This is a genomic window from Microbacterium galbinum, from assembly GCF_023091225.1.
GTDB classification, from domain to species: Bacteria; Actinomycetota; Actinomycetes; order Actinomycetales; family Microbacteriaceae; genus Microbacterium; species Microbacterium galbinum.
Map to the genome: position 1 here is coordinate 2315913 of NZ_JAHWXM010000001.1, position 21472 is coordinate 2337384.

The following is a 21472-nucleotide window of genomic DNA, read 5'->3' on the forward strand; positions in this document are numbered from 1 at the left end:
TGCTGCCGGTGGTGGGGGCGCCCGGGGTGGTGCCGGTGCCGTTGCCGGTGGTGCCGCTGACGTCGCTGTCTCCGGTGAGGGAGATGGCGTTGCCGGTGACGTCGATGGGTGCGGTGACGGGGGTGGTGATCTGGGTGCCGCCGAGGATGCCGTCGTCACCGGTGGTGGTGCTGCCGGTGGTCGGGGCGCCCGCGGCCGTGCCGTTGCCGGTGGTGCCGCTGACGTCGCTGTCTCCGGTGAGGGAGATGGCGTTGCCGGTGACGTCGATGGGTGCGGTGACGGGGGTGGTGATCTGGGTGCCGCCGAGGATGCCGTCGTCACCGGTGGTGGTGCCGCCGGCGGTCGGGGCGCCCGGGGTGGTGCCGGTGCCGTTGCCGGTGGTGCCGCTGACGTCGCTGTCTCCGGTGAGGGAGATGGCGTTGCCGGTGACGTCGATGGGTGCGGTGACGGGGGCGGTGACCTGGGTGCCGCTCAGAAGTCCGTCATCGCCGGACGTGCTCGTCCACGGTGCCGGAAGCGCCGTGAACTCACCCGGTGCTGCCGGTGCTGCCGGTGCCGCCGGTGCCGCGTCGCCACCCGCGACATCGCTGTCTCCGAGAAGGGAGATCGCGTTGCCCGAAACGTCGACCGGAACCGAGATCGGCGCGATCACCTGGGTGCCGCCGGCGATAGCGTCGTCACCTGAAGTGCTCGGGGCGACGGCATCCGTCGGTGCGGTCGTGGGTGCCGGTGCCGCCGCATCCTGACCCGCGGTTTCGCTGTCTCCGAGAAGGGAGATCGCGTTGCCCGAGACGGTGACCGGCACGTCGACGTGCACGAGCGCCTGGGTGCCCGAGAGCAGACCGTCGACGCCGGTCGTGGTGACCGACGGGGCCGGCGCGGCGGGAGCCGGGGCCGGGGCCGGGGCGGGCGCCGCAGTCTGCTCGCTCGACGAGTCGCCGAGCAGGCTGACGGAGTTGTCGGTGACGGTCACCGGCACCGTGACGTTCACGACGGCCTGCGATCCGGATGCCGTGCCGGAGTCGCCGTTCGTCGTGGCCGCCGGCGCCGGCGCCGGGGCAGGGGCTGGTGCCGGGGCAGGCGCAGGTGCGGGTGCCGGGGCCGGAGCCTGCTGCGCGGAGGAGTCTCCGAGCAGGGAGATCGCGTTGTCGACGATCGTGACCGGGACCGAGACCGGAGCCTCGACCTGGGTGCCCGAGAGGACGCTGTCGTCTCCCGAGGTGTCTGCCGCGTTCGCGGCCGTTGCGCCGAGCAGGGTGATCCCGCCGGCGAGAAGCGTTCCCCACAGGGCCCGCTTGAGGTAAGTACGCATGATGACTTTCTCCTTGACTGGACTGGGGTGTCTGATGTGGGTGCGCGCGAAGATGTGCGCGCGCAGCACGGCATCTGTCGTCCTCGAGGGGACGACGTGACGACCCGTCAGTCGGGGGAGACGTCGGTGTCGGCGACCAGCGACGTCGGCAGGACGTCGTCGGCTGCGCCGGAGGTGCGCTCCTCGGCACGGAGCGCGGGAACTCCCGCGTCGGTCAGACCGGCGGGAGAGACAGCGGATGCTCCGCCGGAAGTGGCGGAGGAAGACGGTGCGAGCGGCCCGCCGAGAGGGGCCGTGGCGGGGCCGGAGGCATGGCCGGACGCGGACGCAGTCGTCACCGGAATAGCGTTCTCGACGGGCGCGGAGAGCGCAGACTCGTCGAGCGGATGCCGGGGCGCGGGCGTGAACGTCGACACGGCGGTGGTGCCCGCAGCATCCGCCGGCACCACGGTCGGAAGGGATGCGAACCCGGGATCGGGGACCACGACGGGCGGAAGCACGACGGGCGGGAGCGACTCGTTCGGGTCGAGCCCGACCAGCACCGGGGGCACCGTGTTCTCGACGACTTCGCCGACGATACCCGTGGTGTCGTCCACGACACCGGTCACATCATCGAGGAGCTTCGTGACGCCGAGGTCGCGGAGCAGCCCGCCGACCACCGGCAGTGCGGCGACGACATCCTGCACGGGATCGACGATCTGCGCCACCGGAGCATCCTGCAGCAGGTCGGCCACCGGTGTGACGACGGCCTGTGCGGTGTCGGTGACGGTCTCGACGACAGGGGTCGAGACATCTCCCACGACGGGCACCTCGGCGACCGTGTCGGTGACGTGTTCGACGACGGCGGGGACGGTCTCGGGAACCGGAGCGACCACCTCGTGCACGACCGGGGCGACGACCTGGTTCACGACGGGCGCGACGACCTGGGTGACGATCGGCTCGGTCACGGCGGTGACGGTGTCGCCGACCGTGGAGACGGTTCCGGTGACGAGGGACGACACTTCTCCGAGAAGGGAGGGGTCTTTCTGCTCGTCGGCCTGAGCGGATCCGCCGCCGGTGAGGACGGTGATCGTCGCCCACGCGAGCGCTCCCAGACCGCCCCACAGGGCGATCGCGGGTACGCCGCGACGGGTTGCTCGAGCGTTCACGTCGACTTCCCCCTCCGAAAGACGATCGTTCCGACGCGCTCTGCGTCGATACCGGGTGACGATACTCCCGGTATATCGCGATGTCCATACCATCTCGCGCCGATCCGATGACACCTTCCGCAGGATTCCGCGCGTGTCGCCGTGTGACGCGCCCGGCGAAATTCCGGCTTGACTTTCCCCAAGTTCTTCACATGTGTCTTCGAGATGAACAAACCTTAAATGTGCAGTTGAAGCCCGTTCTCATCCACAGGGTGGGGAAACAGGAAACCCCCGGTCCAGGCGAAAAAGAAAGTTTGAACTCGGGGTACTCCACCGGGTTATCCACATCCGTTGTGCACAGACTCTCCGGACTTGTTCGCACGCTCTCCACAGAGTTATCCACAGGCCGTGTTGCGTGTGGATAACGCCGCTCGTAGCGTGGGCGAGCGACCCAATGTCGGAAGTCCGTGATGTGCTGCGCAGATGGCCGTTCTCGGCCCGGACGACAGCACGACGCCCCAGGTCCCGGGTGTCGCGGTACCGCAGAACGTCGCAGCGAAGGGAGCAGTGTGTCGATCGCCGACATCTCAGAAGAGCGCATGGGTGGAAGCCCGCGCGGACCGGAGCGCACCCCGCCCCACGACCTCCTCGCCGAGCAGAGCGCGCTGGGCGGCATGCTCCTGTCGAAGGATGCCGTCGCCGACGTGATCGAGACGCTCAAGGGCGCCGACTTCTACGTGCCGAAGCACGAGCTCATCTTCGAGGCGATCCTCTCGCTCTACTCCCACGGCGAGCCGACCGACGTCGTCGCCGTCACCGATGAACTCATCAAGACGGGCGAGCTGGGCCGGGCTGGCGGTGCCGACTACCTCCACTCGCTCACCTCGATCGTCCCCACCGCGGCCAACGCCGGCTACTACGCCGGCATCGTCTCGGAGCGCGCAATCCTGCGCCGCCTGGTCGACGCCGGAACCCGCATCGTGCAGCTCGGCTACGCGGGTGAGGGCGATGCGACCGACATCGTCAACAACGCGCAGGCCGAGATCTACTCCGTCACCGGAACCGAGACCGCCGAGGACTACGTCCCGCTGACGAACGCCGTCGACGCCGCGATCGAGGAGATCGAGGCCGCGAACGGCCGCGACGGTTCGATGACCGGCATTCCGACCGGATTCCGCGAGCTCGACGAGCTCACCAACGGCCTGCACGGTGGGCAGATGATCGTCGTCGCCGCCCGACCCGCCATGGGTAAGTCGACGCTCGCGCTCGACTTCGCGCGCGCGGCATCGATCGGTCACGACTTCCCGTCGATCTTCTTCTCGCTCGAGATGGGTAAGAGCGAGATCGCGATGCGTCTGCTCAGCGCCGAGGGCGCGATCCCGCTCCAGAACATGCGCAAGGGAACCCTCGACCCCCGCGACTGGACCACCGTCGCGGCGACCCGTGGCCGCATCAACGACGCCCCGCTCTACATCGACGACAGCCCCAACATGACGCTCGTCGAGATCCGCGCCAAGTGCCGTCGCCTCAAGCAGCGCGCCGGACTGCGCATGGTCATCATCGACTACCTGCAGCTCATGACCTCGGGCAAGCGCGTCGAGTCGCGCCAGCAGGAGGTCTCGGAGTTCTCGCGAAGCCTCAAGCTCATCGCCAAGGAGCTGCAGGTTCCCGTCATCGCCCTGTCGCAACTGAACCGTGGTCCGGAGCAGCGTCAGGACAAGAAGCCCGCGATCAGCGACCTGCGTGAGTCGGGCTCGATCGAGCAGGATGCCGACATGGTGATCCTGCTGCACCGCGACTCCGTCTACGACAAGGACGTGCGTCCGGGCGAGGCCGACCTCATCGTCGCCAAGCACCGTAACGGTCCGACCGCCACGATCACGGTGGCGTTCCAGGGGCACTACTCACGCTTCATGGACATGGCCCCGGGTGGCGACTTCAACTGATCGGGCGCGCACTCACGGGAACATCTGCCGCAGCAGCTCCCAGTCGCCCGCCTCGAGCGCCCGCGTCGCGATCGTCCGGGCTTCCGGATGGATGCGCGGGCCGAGTTCGGCCCACACCCGCTGAGCCTCCGCGAGGTCCTTCGCGACGACCGCATTGCGCATGAAGTCGATGGCGTCGTAATAGGGCCCGGTCTGCTCGCCGGGCTGGACATCGAACGGGCTGTACGGATCGACCCACGGCAGGGTCGGGTCGGGGCGCAGGTAGAGCACGTCTCCGGGGTTGATGTCGATGCGCACATGATTGTGCGACAGCACCGTCGTGTAGTCGATGCAGAATCGCTCGCCTATCGCGATGGGGCTGTCACCCGGCGCGACCACGTACGCGTAGATCTCGCCATCGTCGTCTTTCAGCACCTCGCCGCGCGCCAGCTCCGATGGCCCCATCTCCACGAGCTCGCCGAGGAGCTTCGAATGGAAGGGCTCGTTGTCCTCGGCCCTGATGTTGATCCGCGCGCTCGCCGTGCACTCGCCCGGTCCGTCGGCGGGCACCGAGATGCCGTCGCCGAGGTCGACCAGACCGTCGTCGGATGCCGGGTCAGCGGTCGGTTTCGGAGACTCGGTCGCGGCGGGAGAGCCCGACCCCGCACCGAACACTCCGGTGACCCAGGTCGTGGCTCCGATCATCGCCGGCAGCGCGAGAACGAGCAGCCCCGTAACGACGGCTGCAGACACGACCATCGTGATCTTCGTCGAACGCTTCATCTTGCTCAGCATCCCATCACCGGCGATAGGGCGCCAGCGCCGGATCGCTGTCGCAGCACCGCCCGCCTACCGCTTCCCCACCCGCACGTACCGATGCTCGGGCCGCCCGGTGGTGCCGTAGCGCAGTCGCACCTCGACCTGGCCTCGCGTCGCGAGGGCCGCGAGGTGGCGCTGGGCTGTCGCGCGCGAGATTCCCACGCGCTCGGCGACTTCGGCGGCGGATGCCTCGTCGTCGTCGCCGAGGCCGTCGAGGATGAGTTGTTCGGTCGCCGAGCGCGAGACGGTCGCGGGCTCGGCACCGCCGGCCATGATCGACATCGCACGGTCGATGCGCTCCTGGGTGAGCGCCGCGTCGCCGCCCAGCAGATTGCGCATGCGGGCGTAGCGGCGCAACCGGTCGACGAGCGCTGCGGCATCGAAGGGCTTGGCGAGGTAGGCGAGGGCGCCGGCGTTGATCGCGCGCCGCACGGTCACGGCATCCGTCGCCGCCGACAGCACGAACGCGTCGCGCTCGGTGTCGGCGACGAAGCGGATGCCGTCGCCATCGGGCAGATACGCATCGACCAGCAGCAGGTCGGGCTGATGCGCGCGCAGCGCCTGGCGCGCGGCGTCGAGCGTGTGCACCGCCTCGAGCGGGGTGAGCCCGGGCACGCTCGCCACCGCGTCGCGGTGCAGGCCCGCCACGCGAAAGTCGTCGTCGATCACGAGCACGCGGATGTCGTCGGTCATTGTTCCTCCAGATGCCGGTCGTCGTCGGGCGGTCGCACCGCAGAAGGGATGCGGGCGCCGAAGACAGCACCATGACCGCCGTCGCCGGAGCCGCCACCACCACCCGGCGAGATCAGCCACACGTCCCCACCGCGCCGACGGGCGAGGTCGCGGGAGAGTGGCAGCCCGTAGCCGTGGCCGTGTACGGGTCCGGCATCCGATGCGTCGGAACCGGAGCGCACGGCGATCGTCTCGGTGGTCGGGGCGAAGGGGTCGCGGTCGGGCGGGGTGATGCCCGCGCCGGAGTCGGCGACCGTCAGCACCAACTCGCTGCCGTCGGTGAGGAGGGTGACCTCGACCCGTCGCGGCTCGACGCCTGCGACGGCGGCACGGATCGCGTTGTCGACCAGGTTGCCCAGCACGGCAGCGACGTCTTCGGCGGCGGTCACCTCTCCGAGCAGGAGCGTGTCGTCGGTGATGACCAGCGCGACACCGCGCTCGCGGGCCGTGACCGCGGTCGCTCCGAGGAACGACTGCAGGAACGGATCGGGCACCCGCTCGATCCCCTCGACATCGCCGCCCACCGACCCGCGGTGCGTGAGCTCGTCGAGGAAGGCGCGTGCCTCACGTCCGCGGTCGGCGTCGAGCAGACCGGAGACCACATGCAGGCGATTGGCGAACTCGTGACGCTGCACCCGCAGTGCCTCGGTCGTCGCGCGCACGGTCTCGAGGCGACCGGCGAGGGCCTCGATGTCGGTGCGATCACGCACGACCACGACCACCCCGAGCGGCCGGGCCTCGCGCACGACCGGGCGGGCATCGAGATACAGCACCCGATCGCCGACCACCGTCTCGGCGCTCGCACCGCGACCGTCGAGCAGACGACGCACGGTGTCGTCGAGGCCGAGTGACGAGACGCGGCGACCGACGGGGGAGTCGAGCTGCAGCATCCGCTCCGCCGCGCTGTTGCAGACGCGCACGACGCCCTCCGGGTCGACCGCGAAGACGCCGTCGCCGACCCCCTCGAGCACGGCGGCCTGATTCTGCACGAGCGCGACGAGGTCTTCGGGCTGCAGGCCCAGCGTCAGCCGCTCGAAGCGGCGCCGCAGCAGAAGCGTGGCCAGGGCGGCCAGGCCGAGGGCCGCGACCCCCGCGACCGCGATCGTCGCGATCAGAGCGGGCAGTTCGTCGAACACGCTCGCGCGCTCGAATCCGACGCTCACCTCCCCGACCGGCGGCTCTCCGGCCGTCGCGTAGATCGGCACCTTCGCGCGCGCCGATTCGCCGAGCGTGCCGACTTCCCAGTCGACGACCTCGGTTCCGCGCAGCACCTCTTCGAACGGGGTCGAGACGACCTGGCCGAGCAGGTCCTGGTTGGGGTGGGCGAGGCGGATGCCGTGATCGTCGGTGATCACGACGAACAGGGCATCGGTGCGATCGGCGACGTCGACCGAGATCTGCTGCAGGGGTCCGCCGCGCAGCGCCGCCGCCTCGGGCGTGCCCGGATCGGCGGAGAACTCGGAGACGAGTTGACGGACATCGGGGTCCTCGGCGAGGGTGCGGGCGATGTTGAGCGCCGTCGCCTCGGACTCGGCGCGCAGCTGCTGCACTCCGAGCCATCCGAAGACGAGGGTGCAGACGGTGACGACCGCGGCGACGGTCGCGAGCTGCACGAGCAGCAGTCGGGTGGCGAAACGCACCGGGGCAACCTCCTCGTCGCGACGTGAGCACAATGCGCAGAACACACGCTACGCGCACAACGTGCAGCAATGCGACATAGCGCGCGCGGCGTCTGCGATCGACCTAGTCTCTCGGGATGCGCCGCACGCGGTGCTCCGCTCTGATGCACGACACGACGAAGGAGTCGATGTGAACGTGGAACCTGGGATCCTGCTCTCCGCCGAGGAGGGCTACGCGACGGCGTTCCTGCCGCCCGAGGGCGTGCTCGTGGCCCTCGGGTTCACGATGGTGCTCGTCTTCATGGCGCTCATCATGACCCGCCGCCTCACCCCGATGGTCGCCCTCATCCTGGTGCCGACGGTGTTCGGGCTCTTCGCCGGCGCCGGTCTCGGCCTCGGCGAGATGATCATCGACGCGATCTCCGACATGGCCCCGACCGCCGCGCTGCTGATGTTCGCCATCATGTACTTCGGCATCATGATCGACGTCGGACTCTTCGACCCGCTCATCCGCTTCATCACCCGGCTGCTCGGCGACGACCCGGCCAAGATCGTGCTCGGCACGGCGATCCTGGCCGGCGCGGTCTCGCTCGACGGCGACGGCTCGACGACCTTCATCATCACCACCTCGGCGATGCTGCCCATCTACCTGAAGCTCGGCATGAACCCGGTCGTGCTCACCTGCGTCGCCGGTCTCATGAACGGCACCATGAACATCGTCCCCTGGGGTGGCCCGACCGTGCGCGCCGCGACCGCACTCGGCCTGCAGCCCACCGACGTCTTCGTGCCGATGCTGCCCTCGCTGGCGGCCGGTCTCATCGTCGCCCTGCTCTTCGCCTGGTTCCTCGGGCTGGGAGAGCGCAAGCGCCTCGGCAGGATCGACCCCGATCGCATCGGCGGCTCGGCGGGCACCGGCTCGAAGGTGTTCCGCGGCGGCAACGCCACCCCCGGCGCCCGGGCCACACTGCGCACCGGCAACATCGTCACCCTCGCCGGTGGCCGCGGAGGCCTGCCGGCGGCGACCGCGCTGCTCGACCGCGAGGACACGGCGATGGCCGACACGATGCTCGACCCGAACCGCGCCACGCTGCGCCCGAAGCTCATCTGGGTCAACCTCGCCCTCACCGCGGCGGTCATGGTGCTGCTCGTCGCCGACATCTTCCCGCTCGCCTACGTCTTCATGGTCGGGGCGGCGGTCGCGCTGGTGATCAACTTCCCGAAGCTCAAGAGCCAGGCCGACGAGATCGTCGCCCACGCCCCGAGCATCGTGGGCGTCGTCTCGATGGTGCTCGCCGCCGGCGTGCTCGTCGGCGTGCTGAACGGCACGGGCATGGTCGACGCGATGGCCGGCTGGATCACGACCGCCATCCCCACCGCGCTCGGACCGTTCCTCGCGGTGATCACCGGCATCCTGTCGATCCCGCTGACGTTCTTCATGTCGAACGACGCCTTCTACTACGGCATCCTGCCGGTGCTGGCTCAGAGTGCCGAGCACTTCGGCATCGAACCCGTCGAGATGGCTCGGGCATCGATCACCGGGCAGCCCGTGCACCTGCAGAGCCCGCTGGTGCCGGCGATCCTGCTGCTGGTCTCGCTCGCGAGCGTCAACCTCGGCGACCACCACAAGAAGGTGCTGTGGCGGGCGTGCGCGGTGTCGCTGGTGATGCTCGCGGTCGGCGTGCTGGTGGGGGCGGTACCGCTCGCGGCGTGACGCCTCGCAGGCAGCGAACCACTCGATCGGCCGGAGTCAAGCCCACTGACTCCGGCCGTTCGAGAGACATAGTGTCGGAGGATCGATCGACATTTCGCGATGAGGAGTACCCGATGACGCTGGAAGTCGTCTCGCCGACGGAGGCTCTGCTCGACGGCCGGTACCTGCTCGAGGACCGCGTCGGACAGGGCGGCATGGCGACGGTCTACCGCGCCGAGGACACGCATCTCGGGCGGACGGTCGCGATCAAGATGATCCATCCGGGAGACGAGGCGAAGGTCTCGGTCGAACGCGCGCACACCGAAAAGGCCCTGCTCGCCTCGCTCAACCACCCGTCGCTCGTGACCCTCTTCGACGCCCAGCTCGACCCGGGGCGGCCGCAGTACCTGGTGATGGAGTTCATCGACGGGCCGACGCTCGCCCAGCGCATGGCGCAGGGGCCGATCCCCTCGCGTGAACTCGCCGCGCTCACCCGTGATCTGGCGCAGGGCCTCGCCGCCGCGCACGCGGCCGGCATCGTGCATCGCGACGTCAAGCCGTCGAACGTTCTGCTGCAGAGGCGTGGGACGCGCAGCGGGGGAGCATGGACGGCCAAGCTCGCCGACTTCGGGATCGCCTGCCTCGTCGACGGATCGCGCCTCACCACGCCCGGCATCGTGCTCGGCACTCTCACCTACATGGCTCCCGAGCAGTTGCGCGACCACGACCCGGGCACACCCGCCGACATCTTCGCGCTGGGCCTCGTCGTGCTCGAAGCGCTGACCGGCGAACCCGGATACACGCCGATCGGCTCGGGCCGCGCCGCCGCGATCGCACGGCTGGCCGGATCGCCGCCGGTTCCGGGCGATGTCGACCCGGTGTGGCGCGATCTGCTCGAGCGGATGACCGCGATGGAGCCCGATCGGCGACCGACCGCCGCGGAGGTGGCCAGGGCGGCGGGCGCGCTCCTGAGCGGGGGCGAGCCGGCGACGAGTCGTGCCGCCGCAGACCGGATTGCTCCGCCCGTGGTGGCCGAAGCGGCGACCGTCGAGGACGGCCGCGCAGGCGCGGATGCCGCGACGGGCCGTACGGCCGTTCTCCCCGCCGAGCGCCCCGCGCGCGTCGGCCGCGGCCGCACGCGCGTCATCGCCGGGGCAGCCGCGCTCGTGGTCGCCGGAGTCTCCGTCGCCGGCGCGATGGCCCTCGCCCCGGACTCGGGCGGCTCGGGAAGTGCGCTCTCGGAGGCCGTGGCCCGTGCGGTCGCTTCTGTCGAGGTCGCGCCCGAGGAGGCTGCACCCGAGGAGGTCGCGCCCGAGGCACCGGTGAGCGACGAGGTCGTCACCGAGCCCGTCGAGCCGTCCGAGTCCGTCGTCGAAACTGACGACGACGGGGAGAACGGCAACTCCGGTCAGGGCGAGAAGGGCACCCCCGGTAACGGGGCCAAGGACAACCCGTCGGATCAGAACGGCAACAAGCCCGACCATGCGGGAAAGCCGGGCAAGGGTTCGGGAGACTGACCTCAGCGCGCGAGCAGCACCACGGCGCCCAGCACCAGCCAGGCGAACATCCCGAGGTAGATGGCGCGCTCGGCGAGGCCGAAGATCGGCCTCAGCGGCCGTACGACCGAGGCGAGGATCGTCACGGCGCTCGCCACGGTCATCACCGAGCCGAGAACGGCCGAGGCGTTCGCAGCGCCGTCGAACCCGGCGGCCGAGAACGCGATGCCCGTCATGAATCCACCGACGGATGCCGCGGCGAACGCCCCGAAGGCGAGCAGGTTGTGTCGGCGCCCCGTGGCGGTGCGGGGTGCGTCCGCGGCATCCATCGGCACCCAGCTGATCGGAGCGCGGGTGAGAGCGAGCGCCGCCAGCGCGATCAGGCCAGGGAGAGTCGACGGGATGCCGGCGGCGAGGAGTGCTCCCGCGAGGGAGACGGCGGCCACCGCGGTCGCGACGGTCTGCGTGCGATACAGGGCGCGCCAGCGCGAGATGCCGTAGGCGCTGACGGGATCGCGCAGGGGAGACAGTCCACTCGGCACGACGTGCAGGGCAACCAGCGCGATGACCGCGACGGCGACCCCGAGCAGGGCGAGCACCGCGAGTGCGGTGGTCATGCGGGCGTGGCCGCCTCGTAGCCGGATGCCGGAACGATCGGCGTGTGCTTCGGCCGCCACACCGACGAATCCCAGGCGAGGATGCCGTACCAGACCGGCGTGAGCAGGATCGCGAGGACGAAGAACACGCCGGGCTTGCCGAACGCCTCCTGGATCTTGAGGCCCGCCATGATCAGGAACACCAGGTAGAGCAGCGTGCCCACGACCGGGATCAGCCCGATCAGCACCCACCAACCCTTCTGCCCGCCGAGTTGCAGCACGCGCCAGGTGTTGAAGAGCGGCACCCATGCGGGCCAGGCCTTCAGCCCGGCCTTGCGGAAGATCCCCATGAGCGCGAATCCGTAGAAGACGTACACGGCCAACCCGCTCACGAGCGACCACACGTACGCCACCGTCAGATCGACGGCCATTGCAGCATCCATCCCTACCCCCCGGTTACCGATATATCGCCTGTGTCGAGCAACAGTATGGCGCAGAACCGCCCGCGGGTCAGCCCTTTCCCGGAAACCCCGTGAGATTCTCTCGCCCACCTCGTCTTCCCAGGTGAGGAACCCCATCGCCTCGCTCGGCTCGTCCCGGAGCCGACCCTGTCGTCCGGCAGGGCCGGGTGAGGGCGGCTTCCCTCCGCCCTCATCCGTCCGGGAGAATCATCGCCATGGATCGTCCGTCGCTTCCCGAGCTCGCCCCAGCCGAGCACCGCGCGCTCAAGGCGCGGCTGACGCCGCTGTTCGTCGAGGCCCTCGCCCCCGAAGACCTGACCGGGATGCCGAAGAAGGCGAAGTTCGTGATGACGGGACTCCGTGGCAAGGCGTTCTCGCTCTCGTCGGAGCGATCGATCGCGATGGCGACGGGGGCCGTGCTCGGCCTCGGGGTCTACGGGCAGACCACGCGCGCGGTGCGGGCAGCCGAGGTCATCACCCGCTTGCCGTTCGCGACGCACCGGGTGCCCGAGGAGATCCACCTCGTGAGCATCGTGCGCTCCGCCTTCTACTTCGCGGTGCGCGACGGGTCGCCCACGGCTTCCCTGCTCGAGGCCGACGTCGCCCGTTCCGTCGCCGTCCGCCCGCACGACAACGTGTTCAACGGTCGGCTGCTGCGCCCGTATCTCGACGAGCCCTTCCCGTACGGCGAACACCGCGACGCCTACCCGGCATGGCATCAGGCCGCGAACTATCTCGACTCGATCCGCGAGTTCATCCGCCTCTGGAGCTACGGCGGGTCGGAGCTCTGGCCGGTCGCGCGGCTCGAGGTCGAGATCGAGCGATACATCGTCGCGATCCACCGCGAGCCCGGACTGGAGCCCGTTCGGGGGTGACCGGCGACCGCCGCCGTGCGGTCAGCTCCGCGTGAGCAGCGTGCGCGCCCAGCCGCGCGCGACGACGAAGGGCTCGGCGAACGTCGCCATGCCGACCGTGACGATCGCCCCTTCGTAGAGGAGCATCATCGCCTGCGCCACGGCGCGGTGATCGCGGATGCCGGCTTCGGCGCAGAGCTCGTCGAACAGGTCGAACAGCCACACCTTCTGGCGAGAGACCTCGGGGAAGACGGGGTGGTCGTCGTTGCCCTCGCCGATCTCGGCGCGGGCGTTGATGGCGCTGCAGCCCTTGGGGCTGTTGTCGTCGGACCAGGTGATCGCGGCGTCGAAGATGGCGAGCACGCGGTCGATGCCCGGCTCGGGAACCCGGGAGAGGTGCGCGGCGACGTGCTCGCGCCAGCGCGCGTCGCGGTGCTGCAGGTAGGCGACGACGAGCGCCTCCTTCGAGCCGAACCGGTCGTAGAGGGTCTTCTTGGTGACGCCGGCGACCTCGGCGATCGTGTCGACCCCGACCGCATGGATGCCGCGCTCGTAGAAGAGCTGCGAGGCGGCGTCGAGCACACGGCGTGCTCCGGGGGTGAGAGGCGCGAGCTCGGGAACGGACGAGGTCATGCAAAAACTATACCAACCTGTATAGTCGGACGCATGAGTAAACAGATCGGTGTACTTCGCGGGCTTCTCACGGCCGCAGCGGCAGCCGCTTTCATCGTCACGTGGAGTTCGGGCTTCATCATCCCGGCCTTCGCCACGGTCGACGTCGCACCGCTCACGTTGCTCGTCTGGCGGTTCGTGCCCCTGGCGATCGTGCTCCTGCTCATCGTCCGCGTCTCGGGGGCCGCGAAGGGCGTCACCCGTCGTGACGTGCGCACGCAGGCGCTGATCGGGCTCTTCGCGCAGTTCGGATACTGCGCCGCCGTCTACGGAGCCGTCGCGACCGGCATCGCCACGGGCACGGTCGCGCTCATCGATGCGGTGCAGCCCCTCATCGTCGCCGTGCTCGTCGGACCGATCCTCGGACTGCGCGTGCGGGGATCGCAGTGGGCGGGCCTCGCCCTCGGCGCCGTCGGTGTGCTGCTCGTCGTGCGCTCGCAGTTCGGGTCGTCGGCCGCACCCCCGATCGCCTACCTCCTGCCGGCCACCGCGATGGTGTGCCTCATCGTCGGCACGTTCCTGCAGCGGCGATCCGCGGTGCAGACGGGGGTGCTCGTGACGCTCGCCATCCACGTCACCGTGACCGCCGTCCTGCTGCTCGTGGTGTCGGCGGCCACCGGGTCGCTCGTGCCCCCGGCATCCGCATCGTTCTGGCTCGCCGTCGTGCTCACCGCCCTGTTCCCGACGCTCGCCGCCTACGGCCTCTACTGGTGGCTGCTGCGACGGGTGGGGATCACCGCCCTGCAGGCGCTGCTGTTCCTCATCGCGCCGGCGACGGCCATCGCCGGCGGCATCCTGCTCGGCGAGCCCCTCACGATCGTGACGTTCGTCGGCTTCGCGCTCTGCGGTCTCGGTGTCGCGGCCGTGCTCCGGGGCGAGGCGAAGACGCGGCGCGAGCAGTCGGCGCTCGCCGCCTGAGGAGCGGCGTCACCTCCGCTCGACCGGCACCAGCTCGACGTCGCGCAGCTCGTCCCCGTCGACGACCGCGGTCATGAGCGTGCAGACGGGCTGGCGCCGACGGTCGGTCGGCGACCCGGGATTGAGCAGGCGGATGCCGCGGGGCGTGCGCGAGTCCCACGGGATGTGGCTGTGCCCGAACACCAGAACGTCGAGTGCGGCGTCCGGGTATGCGAGGTCCATGCGCCGCTCACGGCCCGTGGCCGCACCGGTCTCGTGCACCACGCCCACGGTGAGACCTTCGATCGCCTCGACGGCGAACTCCGGCATCCGCTCTCGCAGGTCGGCACCGTCGTTGTTGCCCCACACCCCGATCAACCGGGCGGCGCGGGCGTCGAGCGTCTCGAACGTCGCGAGGTCGACCCAGTCGCCGGCGTGGATGACGACATCGGCGCGGTCGACCTCACGCCACACGGCGTCGGGCAGGCGCTTCGCCCGCGCGGGCACGTGCGTGTCGGCGAGCAGCAGCAGTCGCGTGGCCACCGGCGGTCAGAGGTCGTTGGGCGAGAGGTCGCCCTCGCCGTCCTCGCCGATCTCGGCGATCACCGGGTCGCCCTCCTGCGTCTCGGGCTGAAGGCCGCTCGACGGCAGGTCCGTCGCGGGGATCTCGTCGTCGTCCGACGGCAGCTCGTCGGGATCGGCTCCGGTGGCCACGACCTCGTCGATGTCGGCACCGGCGTCGAGAGCATCCGTGCGCTCCCACTCGGCCTGGGCCGGGTCGTCGGACGGGTCGGCGAACGAGGTCGCCTCGTCGTCGCGCAGCGGCTGGACGTTCTCGGGGGTCTCGTCGATACGGCTGTCGCTGGAGTCGGTGTTCATGGAGTCCTCCTGAGGGGGCGGTGGTCTGGGTGCTTCCAGCGTGCCGGGGCGGATGCCGCGGCACGACGGGCTTGACGGGCGCGAGCCGTGCGGGGTACCGGCCCTTCGTCTCGCTGCGCTCGCTCAGGAACCGGTGTTCGAGCGCGGTTCCCGAGCGAGGAGCGCAGCGACGAGACGAAGGGCCGCGGCGATCAGGGAGTCGGCATGCCACCGTTCACGTTGAGCGTCTCACCGGCGACATAGCTCGATTCGGCCGATGCGAGGAAGACGTAGGCCGGGGCGAGCTCGGCCGGCTGGCCCATGCGGCCCAGCGGGGTGTCTTCACCGAACTGGTCGATCTTCTCCTGCGGCTGTCCGTCGCTCGGCTGCAGCGGGGTCCAGATCGGTCCCGGGGCGACGGCGTTCACGCGGATGCCCTTCGGCGCGAGCTGCTGGGCGAGGCCCTTCGTGAAGGCGTTGATCGTCGCCTTGGTCGACGCGTAGTCGACCAGGATGTCGGACGGCGAGTACGCCTGGATCGACGTGGTGTTGATGATCGCGGAGCCCGCCGGGAGGTGGGGGAGCGCGGCCTTCGTGATCCAGAACATCGCGTACACGTTCGTCTTGAACGTGTCGTCGAACTGCTCGTCGGTGATGTCGGTCAGCGACTCCTGGTAGATCTGCTTGCCACCGTTGTTCACGAGGATGTCGAGACCGCCGAGGGCTCCGACCGTCTCGGCGACGAGCGTGCGGCAGTACTCGGGATCGCGCAGGTCGCCGGGGAAGGTCGCAACCTTGACGCCCGCTTCGCGCACGATGCCGGCGATCCGGTCCGCGTCCTCCTGCTCCTCGGGGAGGTAGGAGAGCGCGACGTCGGCGCCTTCGCGGGCGAAGGCGATCGCGGTGGCGGCGCCGATGCCGGAGTCGCCACCGGTGATGAGGGCCTTGCGGCCGGTCAGGCGGCCGGAGCCGCGGTAGCTCTCCTCGCCGAGGTCGGCCTTCGGGGCGAGGTCCGCGTCGAGGCCCGGCTCGGGCATGTGCTGCTTCTGCGGCTCGATGTCGGCGTACAGCTCGGCGGGGTTGGTGAAGGTGTACTGGTCACGGGACATGGTGTTCCCCTTCCTTGTTTTCGTGTCGGTCTTTCAGGTGCGGTCGCGCAACAGCTCGTCGGGGACGACGTCGCGGATGGTCATGGCGGCGGTGAGGAACGCGAGGTGACTGAGCGCCTGCGGGGTGTTGCCCCAGGCAGAGCCGTCGTCGGCGTCGATCATCTCGGCGTAGATGCCCACGTCGTTGGCCTGGGCGATGAGTTCGTCCATGAGGGTGAGGGCCTCGTCGTGCCGGCCGACGCAGGCGAGCGCCTCGGCGCGCCAGAACGCGCACGCCACGAACGTCTTCTCCTCGGCATCCGCCCCGCTGTAGCGGTAGAGCAGCGGACCCGCGCCGAGCTCGTCGGCCAGGGCGTCGATCGTCGACGACATGCGCTCCCCGCGATCGAAACCCGACGGCGCGTGCAGCAGCACCGAGGCGTCGAGCTCCTCCGAGCCGGCGTAGAAGACGTACGCCGAGCGCTCGGCGGACCAGCCGTTCTCGTCGATCCACCCGCGGATGCGCTTGCGCTCGGCCCGCCAGCGATCGGCGCTCCCGGGGATGGCACCGGCGTCGGCCAGCGCGACGGCGTCATCGAGGGCCTTCCAGCAGCCCATCTTCGACGAGACGTAGTGTCGCTCCTCGGGGAGTTCCCACATGCCCGAGTCCGGATTGCGCCACAGATCGCACGTACGGTCGGCGATTCCCGCGAGCATCCGCGCCGTGCCGATGTCGAGCACGTTGCCCGCATCGACGTAGGTGCGGCAGATCGCGAGCAGGTCGCCGTAGACGCCGAGCTGCAGCTGGTCGCCCGCGGGGTTTCCGGTCACGACCGGCCCGATGCCTCGCCAGCCCTCGACGTCGTACTCGTGGGGCTCGGGAACGAGCCCGCCGTCGAGCGTGTACATGACGTGGAGCTCGGGGCCGTGGTCGCGGATCGTGCGGAGCATCCACGACAGCGCGGCCTGGGTCTCCTCCCGCAGGCCGAAGCGCACCAGCGCGTGCGCCGTGTAGGCGAGGTCGCGCACCCAGGCGTGACGGTAGTCCCAGTTCTTGCCGCCGGCCGGGTTCTCGGGCAGCGATGTGGTGGCGGCAGCGGCGATGGCGCCCGACGGGCTGTAGATGAGCAGTTTCAAGGCGAGGGCGCTGCGCTGCACCTGCTCGCTCCAGGGACCCTCGTTCGAGAAGACGCGAGACCAGTGCCGCCAGTTCTCGATCGTGCGATCGATGCCGTCGTCGACGTTGTGCGGATCGGGGATGTGGAGGGGTTCGTCGTGCGTGGCCGCGAGGGCGATCAGGTGGCGTGAGCCCGCCGTCGCCGAGAACGCGCCGTCGAGACGCGGCCCGTCGGCTCCGTCGGGATCGGGATGCCGTGGCCCGTGATCGAAGCCCACGACGGCGAACGCCGTGGCGCCGCTGCGCACCACCGGGCCGTGGTCGGTGTTCTCGATCCAGGGTGCCGCCGTGCGCAGCGACGTGCCGGGACGCACGCACCAGCGCATCTCCACGGAACCCTCGATACCGTCGATCCGCCGGGCGAGCTCGGCCCACGGCAGTCGTCCGGCGACACCCGACACCAGGGCGTCCGTGACGCGGACGCGTCCGGCATCCGTCACGAAGGTCGTCTCGAGCACGTTCGTCTCGGGAACATACCGTCGCTCGGTGCGGAACTCGGCGACGGGCCGCAGCTCGAAGCATCCGCCCGTCTCCTCGTCGAGGAGGCGCGCGAACACCGGAAGATCGGTGAGATCGGGCAAGGGGAGCCAGTCGATGCAGCCATCCGAGCCGATCAAGGCGACCGTGCGACCGTCGCCGATCGGAGCGTAGGTCTCCAGGGGGCGACCGAGGGGGGTGGACATATCGCCATCGTGCGCGCGTCGAGCGGATGGGGCAAAAGCCTTGCGTGACGGCCGCTCACTCGCTATCGCGCGGGGGCGGCGTCTGCGCTCGCGATCGCTTAGCAGCAGCGCGTATCGCCCGTCAACGGTCGAGGGCCGATGCGGCCGATTCGGGCGTGGCTCTTAGGCTCGGAGGACAACGAGTCGGCACTGCCGGTTCTGCGTCGGTCGAACCGGACGGCGCGCCTCCTGTTCTCTCTCGGTCAGGAGCGACGCCCCGGGGGGCGGAGCGCTCTGCGCACCTCTCGTCGACTTCGCCGGTCCTCCGTCTCGGGCGACGGAGGACCGGACAGTCTTCCTCCGAGGGGTGATCAGAGTCGATTCGCCCCCGCGTCGAGATCGAAGTCGACGACCCAGTCACCGTCCTCCTCGTCGGCGTCGCCGTCTGCGGCCCGCCGCTTCGGGTAGGAGGGGTGCGAGCGCAGGCGCGCGGCGTGCTCCGAGAAGTCCGGATCGGCGCCCGTGGAGGCGTGCGGTCCGACCAGGACGTCGTTACCCACGCCGACCACGAGCTCGGCCAGATCCTCTTCGTCATCGACGAGGATCGGGATCTGCAGGGCCTGCGATCCTCCCTCGTTCGCGATCTCGGCGGCGAGGATGACCAAGGCGTCCGCGACGTCGTCGGTGGTGACGAGCTGCTGAGCGGCGTAGGAGACGAGTTTCATGGCGTCAGCCTGCCAGGAACCGGGCGAAAGGGGAGCGGGGTTGCGGCGGACGCCGTCGACCGGGTAGCGCCACGGCGACGGCTATTCTCGAACCCATGCCCGCCTACCCCGAGAACCGCACGTTGAACATCGCGGATTCGCTCAACGCGCTGCCCGCGGGGTCGCCGGTGACCGAAGTGGCGCGGCGGCTGCTCGACCTCTTCACCGGGGGCGACATCGCCCCGGGCACGCGTCTGCCTCCCGAGCGCCAGCTCGCCGCGACGCTCGAGGTCGGGCGCTCGGCGGTGCGCGAAGCGCTCGCGGCGCTCGAGATCCTCGGCATCGTCGACGTGCGCCCGGGCTCGGGCACGTACCTGCGGGGATCGGCGAGCGACCTCCTGCCGCAGACCCTGCGCTGGGGTCTGCTCATCGGCGACCGCAACACGGCCGAGCTCATCGAGCTGCGGTCGGGTCTCGAGATCTACGTCGCCCGCCTGGCAGCCGCACGAGCGGATGCCTCGGCCGTCGCCGCCCTGACGACGACCCTCGAGGCGATGCGCGCATCGAAGGACGACTTCTCGGCGTTCGCCGCGGCGGACAGCCGCTTTCACCGCGCCCTCTCGGAGGCCGCCGCGAACGGCACGATCGTCGACATGCTGCACGTCGTGCGGTCGCTGCTGCAGGTGTACTCCGACCGCGCCGTGCACGACACCGAGAGCGTGCTGACCGCGATCGAGGAGCACGATGCGATCCTGCGGGCGGTCGCGGCATCCGATGAGAACGCCGCTGCCGCCGCGATGGCGACGCACATGTCGACCGCGCTGCTGCGTCTGAGCGGCGACGCCGCGGGCTGAGCCGGTTCTGCGGGGCGTCGCCGGCATCGCGCCCGGCTCACGGCGGCACCACTGCGCGTTTGCAATTGGTCAACCGGTTTGCCAATATAGACCCGGGTCCGTACGGCGACCCGACCGACGGCCACCGACAGAGGAGTCACCGTGGACAGCATCCGCACGACGAAGGCGAGCGCGCGATGACCCGACTCTGGAATGCCCCCGCCGACTTCGCCGACGAGATGATCGAGGGCTTCGTCGCCGCCAACCCCCGGTCGGTGCGCCGCGCGAGCGGCGGCGTCATCCGTAGCACCGTGATCCCCGACGGACAGGTCGCGGTCGTGATCGGTGGGGGATCGGGGCACTACCCGGCCTTCGGCGGACTGGTCGGACAGGGCTTCGCGCACGGCGCCGCGATGGGCAACCTCTTCGCCTCGCCCTCGGCCCAGCAGGTCTACGCCATCGCGAAGGCTGTCGACCGCGGCGCCGGGGTCTTCCTCAGCTACGGCAACTACGCCGGCGACGTGCTCAACTTCGATGCCGCGCAGGAGAAGTTGCGCTCCGAAGGCATCCCCACCCGGACCGTCACCGTCACCGACGACATCTTCAGCGCCCCTCCCGCCGAGAAGCACAAGCGCCGCGGCATCGCCGGCGACCTCACCGTCTTCCGCACCGCGGCCGCCGCCGCCGAGGCGGGCTACGACCTCGACGGCGTCACTCGCGTCGCCGCCCTCGCGAACGAACGCACCCGCTCGTTCGGTGTCGCGTTCACGGGCTGCACCCTCCCCGGCGCCCCCGCGCCCCTGTTCGCGGTGCCGAGCGGGCGCATGGCGATCGGCCTCGGCATCCACGGCGAACCCGGCGTCGACGAGACCGACATCCCCACCGCCGACGGCCTGGCGCAACTGCTCGTCGAACGTCTGCTCGACGAGATCCCTGCGGGCGTCTCGGTCGAGGGCGCGCGCGTCGTGCCGATCCTCAACGGACTCGGCTCGCTCAAGTACGAGGAGATGTTCGTCGTCTACCGGCGCATCGCCCAGCTGCTCGAAGCGGCGGGCCTCGTCCTCGTCGACCCGCACGTCGGCGAGTACTGCACGAGCTTCGACATGGCCGGCACCTCGCTCACGCTCTTCTGGCTCGATGAAGAACTCGAACGTCTGTGGGACACCCCGGTCGACGCCCCCGCCTACCGCCGCGGGTCGGTCGTCGCGGCCGCGCAGTCCGACGCGCAGGAGGAAGCGGTCGAAGCGCACGAGATCACGCCCGGTGACAACGCCTCGCAGCAGGCGGCGCGCACCGTGAGCGCGGCGCTGCGGGTGATCGTCGACACGATCGACGCCCACGCCGACGAGCTCGGACGCATCGACGCGATCGCCGGAGACGGCGACCACGGCATCGGTATGCAGCGCGGATCGCACGCCGCGCTCGCCGCGGGGATCGCCGCAGCGGATGCCGGGGCCGGCGCGCGGACCACCCTCGCCGCCGCGGCCGACGCCTGGGCCGACAAGGCCGGTGGCACCTCGGGCGCGCTCTGGGGCGTGATCCTCAATGCCGTCGCCGCACGCCTCGGCGACGCGGGAACACCGGATGCCGCGGCCGTCGCCGCCGGTGTCGCCGAGGGGCTGCGCGGGGTGCAGGAGTACGGCAGGGCCGAGGTCGGCGACAAGACCCTCGTCGACGCGCTGGTGCCGTTCGCCGCGACACTGCAGGCGGGCGCCCGCGAGGGGGAGCGGCTACGGGATGCCTGGGCCTCGGCTGCGGCATCCGCCACCGACGCCGCCGCCGCGACCGCCGACCTGCTGCCGCGGATGGGCCGCGCACGCACCCACGGCGAGCACTCCGTCGGCACCCCCGACCCCGGTGCGATCTCGCTCGCACTGATCGCCACCGCTCTCGGCGAGCTCCTCGCCACCCGGGACTCCGCCCGGGATCTCGCCGTACAGGACTGAAGGA

Annotated in this window: 20 protein-coding genes; 7 read left to right on the forward strand and 13 right to left on the reverse strand. The window is 70.4% G+C overall.

The features are described 5' to 3' along the window. Positions 1–1312 (reverse strand): chaplin family protein (locus KZC52_RS11040; RefSeq protein WP_247624089.1); only part of this gene is annotated, 1312 nt, incomplete at its 3' end. Between the two features lie 107 nt (positions 1313–1419). Further along, positions 1420–2460, reverse strand: a complete 1041-nt coding sequence (locus KZC52_RS11045; protein WP_247624090.1) for a hypothetical protein — start codon at positions 2458–2460, stop codon at positions 1420–1422. Positions 2461–3038: 578 nt separating this feature from the next. On the opposite strand from KZC52_RS11045, the gene dnaB reads away from it, so the two are divergent. Continuing rightward, positions 3039–4385 (forward strand): replicative DNA helicase, encoded by a 1347-nt coding sequence (dnaB, locus tag KZC52_RS11050; RefSeq protein ID WP_247624751.1) that lies wholly within the window; start codon positions 3039–3041, stop codon positions 4383–4385. Positions 4386–4397: 12 nt separating this feature from the next. Here dnaB and KZC52_RS11055 read toward each other — a convergent pair whose 3' ends face one another. The 3 genes from KZC52_RS11055 to KZC52_RS11065 form a co-directional block, all read right to left on the reverse strand. After that, positions 4398–5147 carry a LysM peptidoglycan-binding domain-containing protein gene (locus KZC52_RS11055; protein ID WP_247624091.1) on the reverse strand — a complete coding sequence of 250 codons (750 nt, stop codon included), beginning with the start codon at positions 5145–5147 and terminating at the stop codon, positions 4398–4400. A gap of 66 nt (positions 5148–5213) precedes the next feature. Continuing rightward, the gene (locus tag KZC52_RS11060; protein WP_247624092.1) at positions 5214–5876 is read right to left on the reverse strand and encodes a response regulator; all 663 of its coding nucleotides are present in this window, start codon (positions 5874–5876) and stop codon (positions 5214–5216) included. Beyond that, positions 5873–7555: a sensor histidine kinase gene (locus KZC52_RS11065; protein ID WP_247624093.1), complete on the reverse strand. Its 1683-nt coding sequence runs from the start codon at positions 7553–7555 to the stop codon at positions 5873–5875. Before KZC52_RS11065 ends, KZC52_RS11060 begins: the two co-directional genes overlap by 4 nt. Before the next feature lie 265 nt (positions 7556–7820). Here KZC52_RS11065 and KZC52_RS11070 point away from each other — a divergent pair, with 265 nt between their 5' ends. Next, complete coding sequence (locus KZC52_RS11070) at positions 7821–9245, forward strand: citrate transporter CitH (protein WP_247624752.1); 1425 nt, start codon at positions 7821–7823, stop codon at positions 9243–9245. Positions 9246–9358: 113 nt separating this feature from the next. Next, a complete protein-coding gene (locus tag KZC52_RS11075) occupies positions 9359–10741 on the forward strand; it encodes a serine/threonine-protein kinase (protein ID WP_247624094.1) in 1383 nt (460 codons plus the stop codon). 2 nt (positions 10742–10743) lie between these two features. On the opposite strand, the gene KZC52_RS11080 is transcribed toward KZC52_RS11075, so the two are convergent. Together KZC52_RS11080 and KZC52_RS11085 are read right to left on the reverse strand one after the other, a co-directional pair. Next, positions 10744–11337 carry a DUF998 domain-containing protein gene (locus KZC52_RS11080; protein WP_247624095.1) on the reverse strand — a complete coding sequence of 198 codons (594 nt, stop codon included), beginning with the start codon at positions 11335–11337 and terminating at the stop codon, positions 10744–10746. Further along, positions 11334–11747 (reverse strand): DUF5684 domain-containing protein, encoded by a 414-nt coding sequence (locus KZC52_RS11085; protein WP_247624096.1) that lies wholly within the window; start codon positions 11745–11747, stop codon positions 11334–11336. The genes KZC52_RS11080 and KZC52_RS11085 overlap by 4 nt, the downstream gene beginning before the upstream one ends. Before the next feature lie 245 nt (positions 11748–11992). On the opposite strand from KZC52_RS11085, the gene KZC52_RS11090 reads away from it, so the two are divergent. Next, positions 11993–12652 carry a hypothetical protein gene (locus tag KZC52_RS11090; RefSeq protein WP_247624097.1) on the forward strand — a complete coding sequence of 220 codons (660 nt, stop codon included), beginning with the start codon at positions 11993–11995 and terminating at the stop codon, positions 12650–12652. 21 nt (positions 12653–12673) lie between these two features. On the opposite strand, the gene KZC52_RS11095 is transcribed toward KZC52_RS11090, so the two are convergent. Continuing rightward, positions 12674–13264, reverse strand: coding sequence for a TetR/AcrR family transcriptional regulator (locus tag KZC52_RS11095; RefSeq protein ID WP_247624098.1), 591 nt, complete (start codon positions 13262–13264; stop codon positions 12674–12676). A gap of 33 nt (positions 13265–13297) precedes the next feature. On the opposite strand from KZC52_RS11095, the gene KZC52_RS11100 reads away from it, so the two are divergent. Continuing rightward, positions 13298–14221, forward strand: a complete 924-nt coding sequence (locus KZC52_RS11100; RefSeq protein WP_247624099.1) for a DMT family transporter — start codon at positions 13298–13300, stop codon at positions 14219–14221. A 9-nt stretch (positions 14222–14230) separates the two neighbouring features. Here KZC52_RS11100 and KZC52_RS11105 read toward each other — a convergent pair whose 3' ends face one another. The 5 genes from KZC52_RS11105 to KZC52_RS11125 form a co-directional block, all read right to left on the reverse strand. Beyond that, positions 14231–14743: a metallophosphoesterase family protein gene (locus KZC52_RS11105; RefSeq protein WP_247624100.1), complete on the reverse strand. Its 513-nt coding sequence runs from the start codon at positions 14741–14743 to the stop codon at positions 14231–14233. A 6-nt stretch (positions 14744–14749) separates the two neighbouring features. Then, positions 14750–15079: a sugar ABC transporter ATPase gene (locus tag KZC52_RS11110; protein ID WP_247624101.1), complete on the reverse strand. Its 330-nt coding sequence runs from the start codon at positions 15077–15079 to the stop codon at positions 14750–14752. 191 nt (positions 15080–15270) lie between these two features. Further along, positions 15271–16167 carry an SDR family oxidoreductase gene (locus tag KZC52_RS11115; RefSeq protein WP_247624102.1) on the reverse strand — a complete coding sequence of 299 codons (897 nt, stop codon included), beginning with the start codon at positions 16165–16167 and terminating at the stop codon, positions 15271–15273. Between the two features lie 33 nt (positions 16168–16200). Beyond that, positions 16201–18006 (reverse strand): glycoside hydrolase family 15 protein, encoded by a 1806-nt coding sequence (locus KZC52_RS11120; protein ID WP_247624103.1) that lies wholly within the window; start codon positions 18004–18006, stop codon positions 16201–16203. Positions 18007–18356: 350 nt separating this feature from the next. Beyond that, positions 18357–18710, reverse strand: a complete 354-nt coding sequence (locus tag KZC52_RS11125; RefSeq protein WP_247624104.1) for a hypothetical protein — start codon at positions 18708–18710, stop codon at positions 18357–18359. A 95-nt stretch (positions 18711–18805) separates the two neighbouring features. On the opposite strand from KZC52_RS11125, the gene KZC52_RS11130 reads away from it, so the two are divergent. Next, positions 18806–19543, forward strand: coding sequence for a FadR/GntR family transcriptional regulator (locus KZC52_RS11130; protein WP_247624105.1), 738 nt, complete (start codon positions 18806–18808; stop codon positions 19541–19543). 176 nt (positions 19544–19719) lie between these two features. Further along, positions 19720–21468 carry a dihydroxyacetone kinase family protein gene (locus tag KZC52_RS11135; RefSeq protein WP_247624106.1) on the forward strand — a complete coding sequence of 583 codons (1749 nt, stop codon included), beginning with the start codon at positions 19720–19722 and terminating at the stop codon, positions 21466–21468. Positions 21469–21472 lie beyond the last annotated feature (4 nt).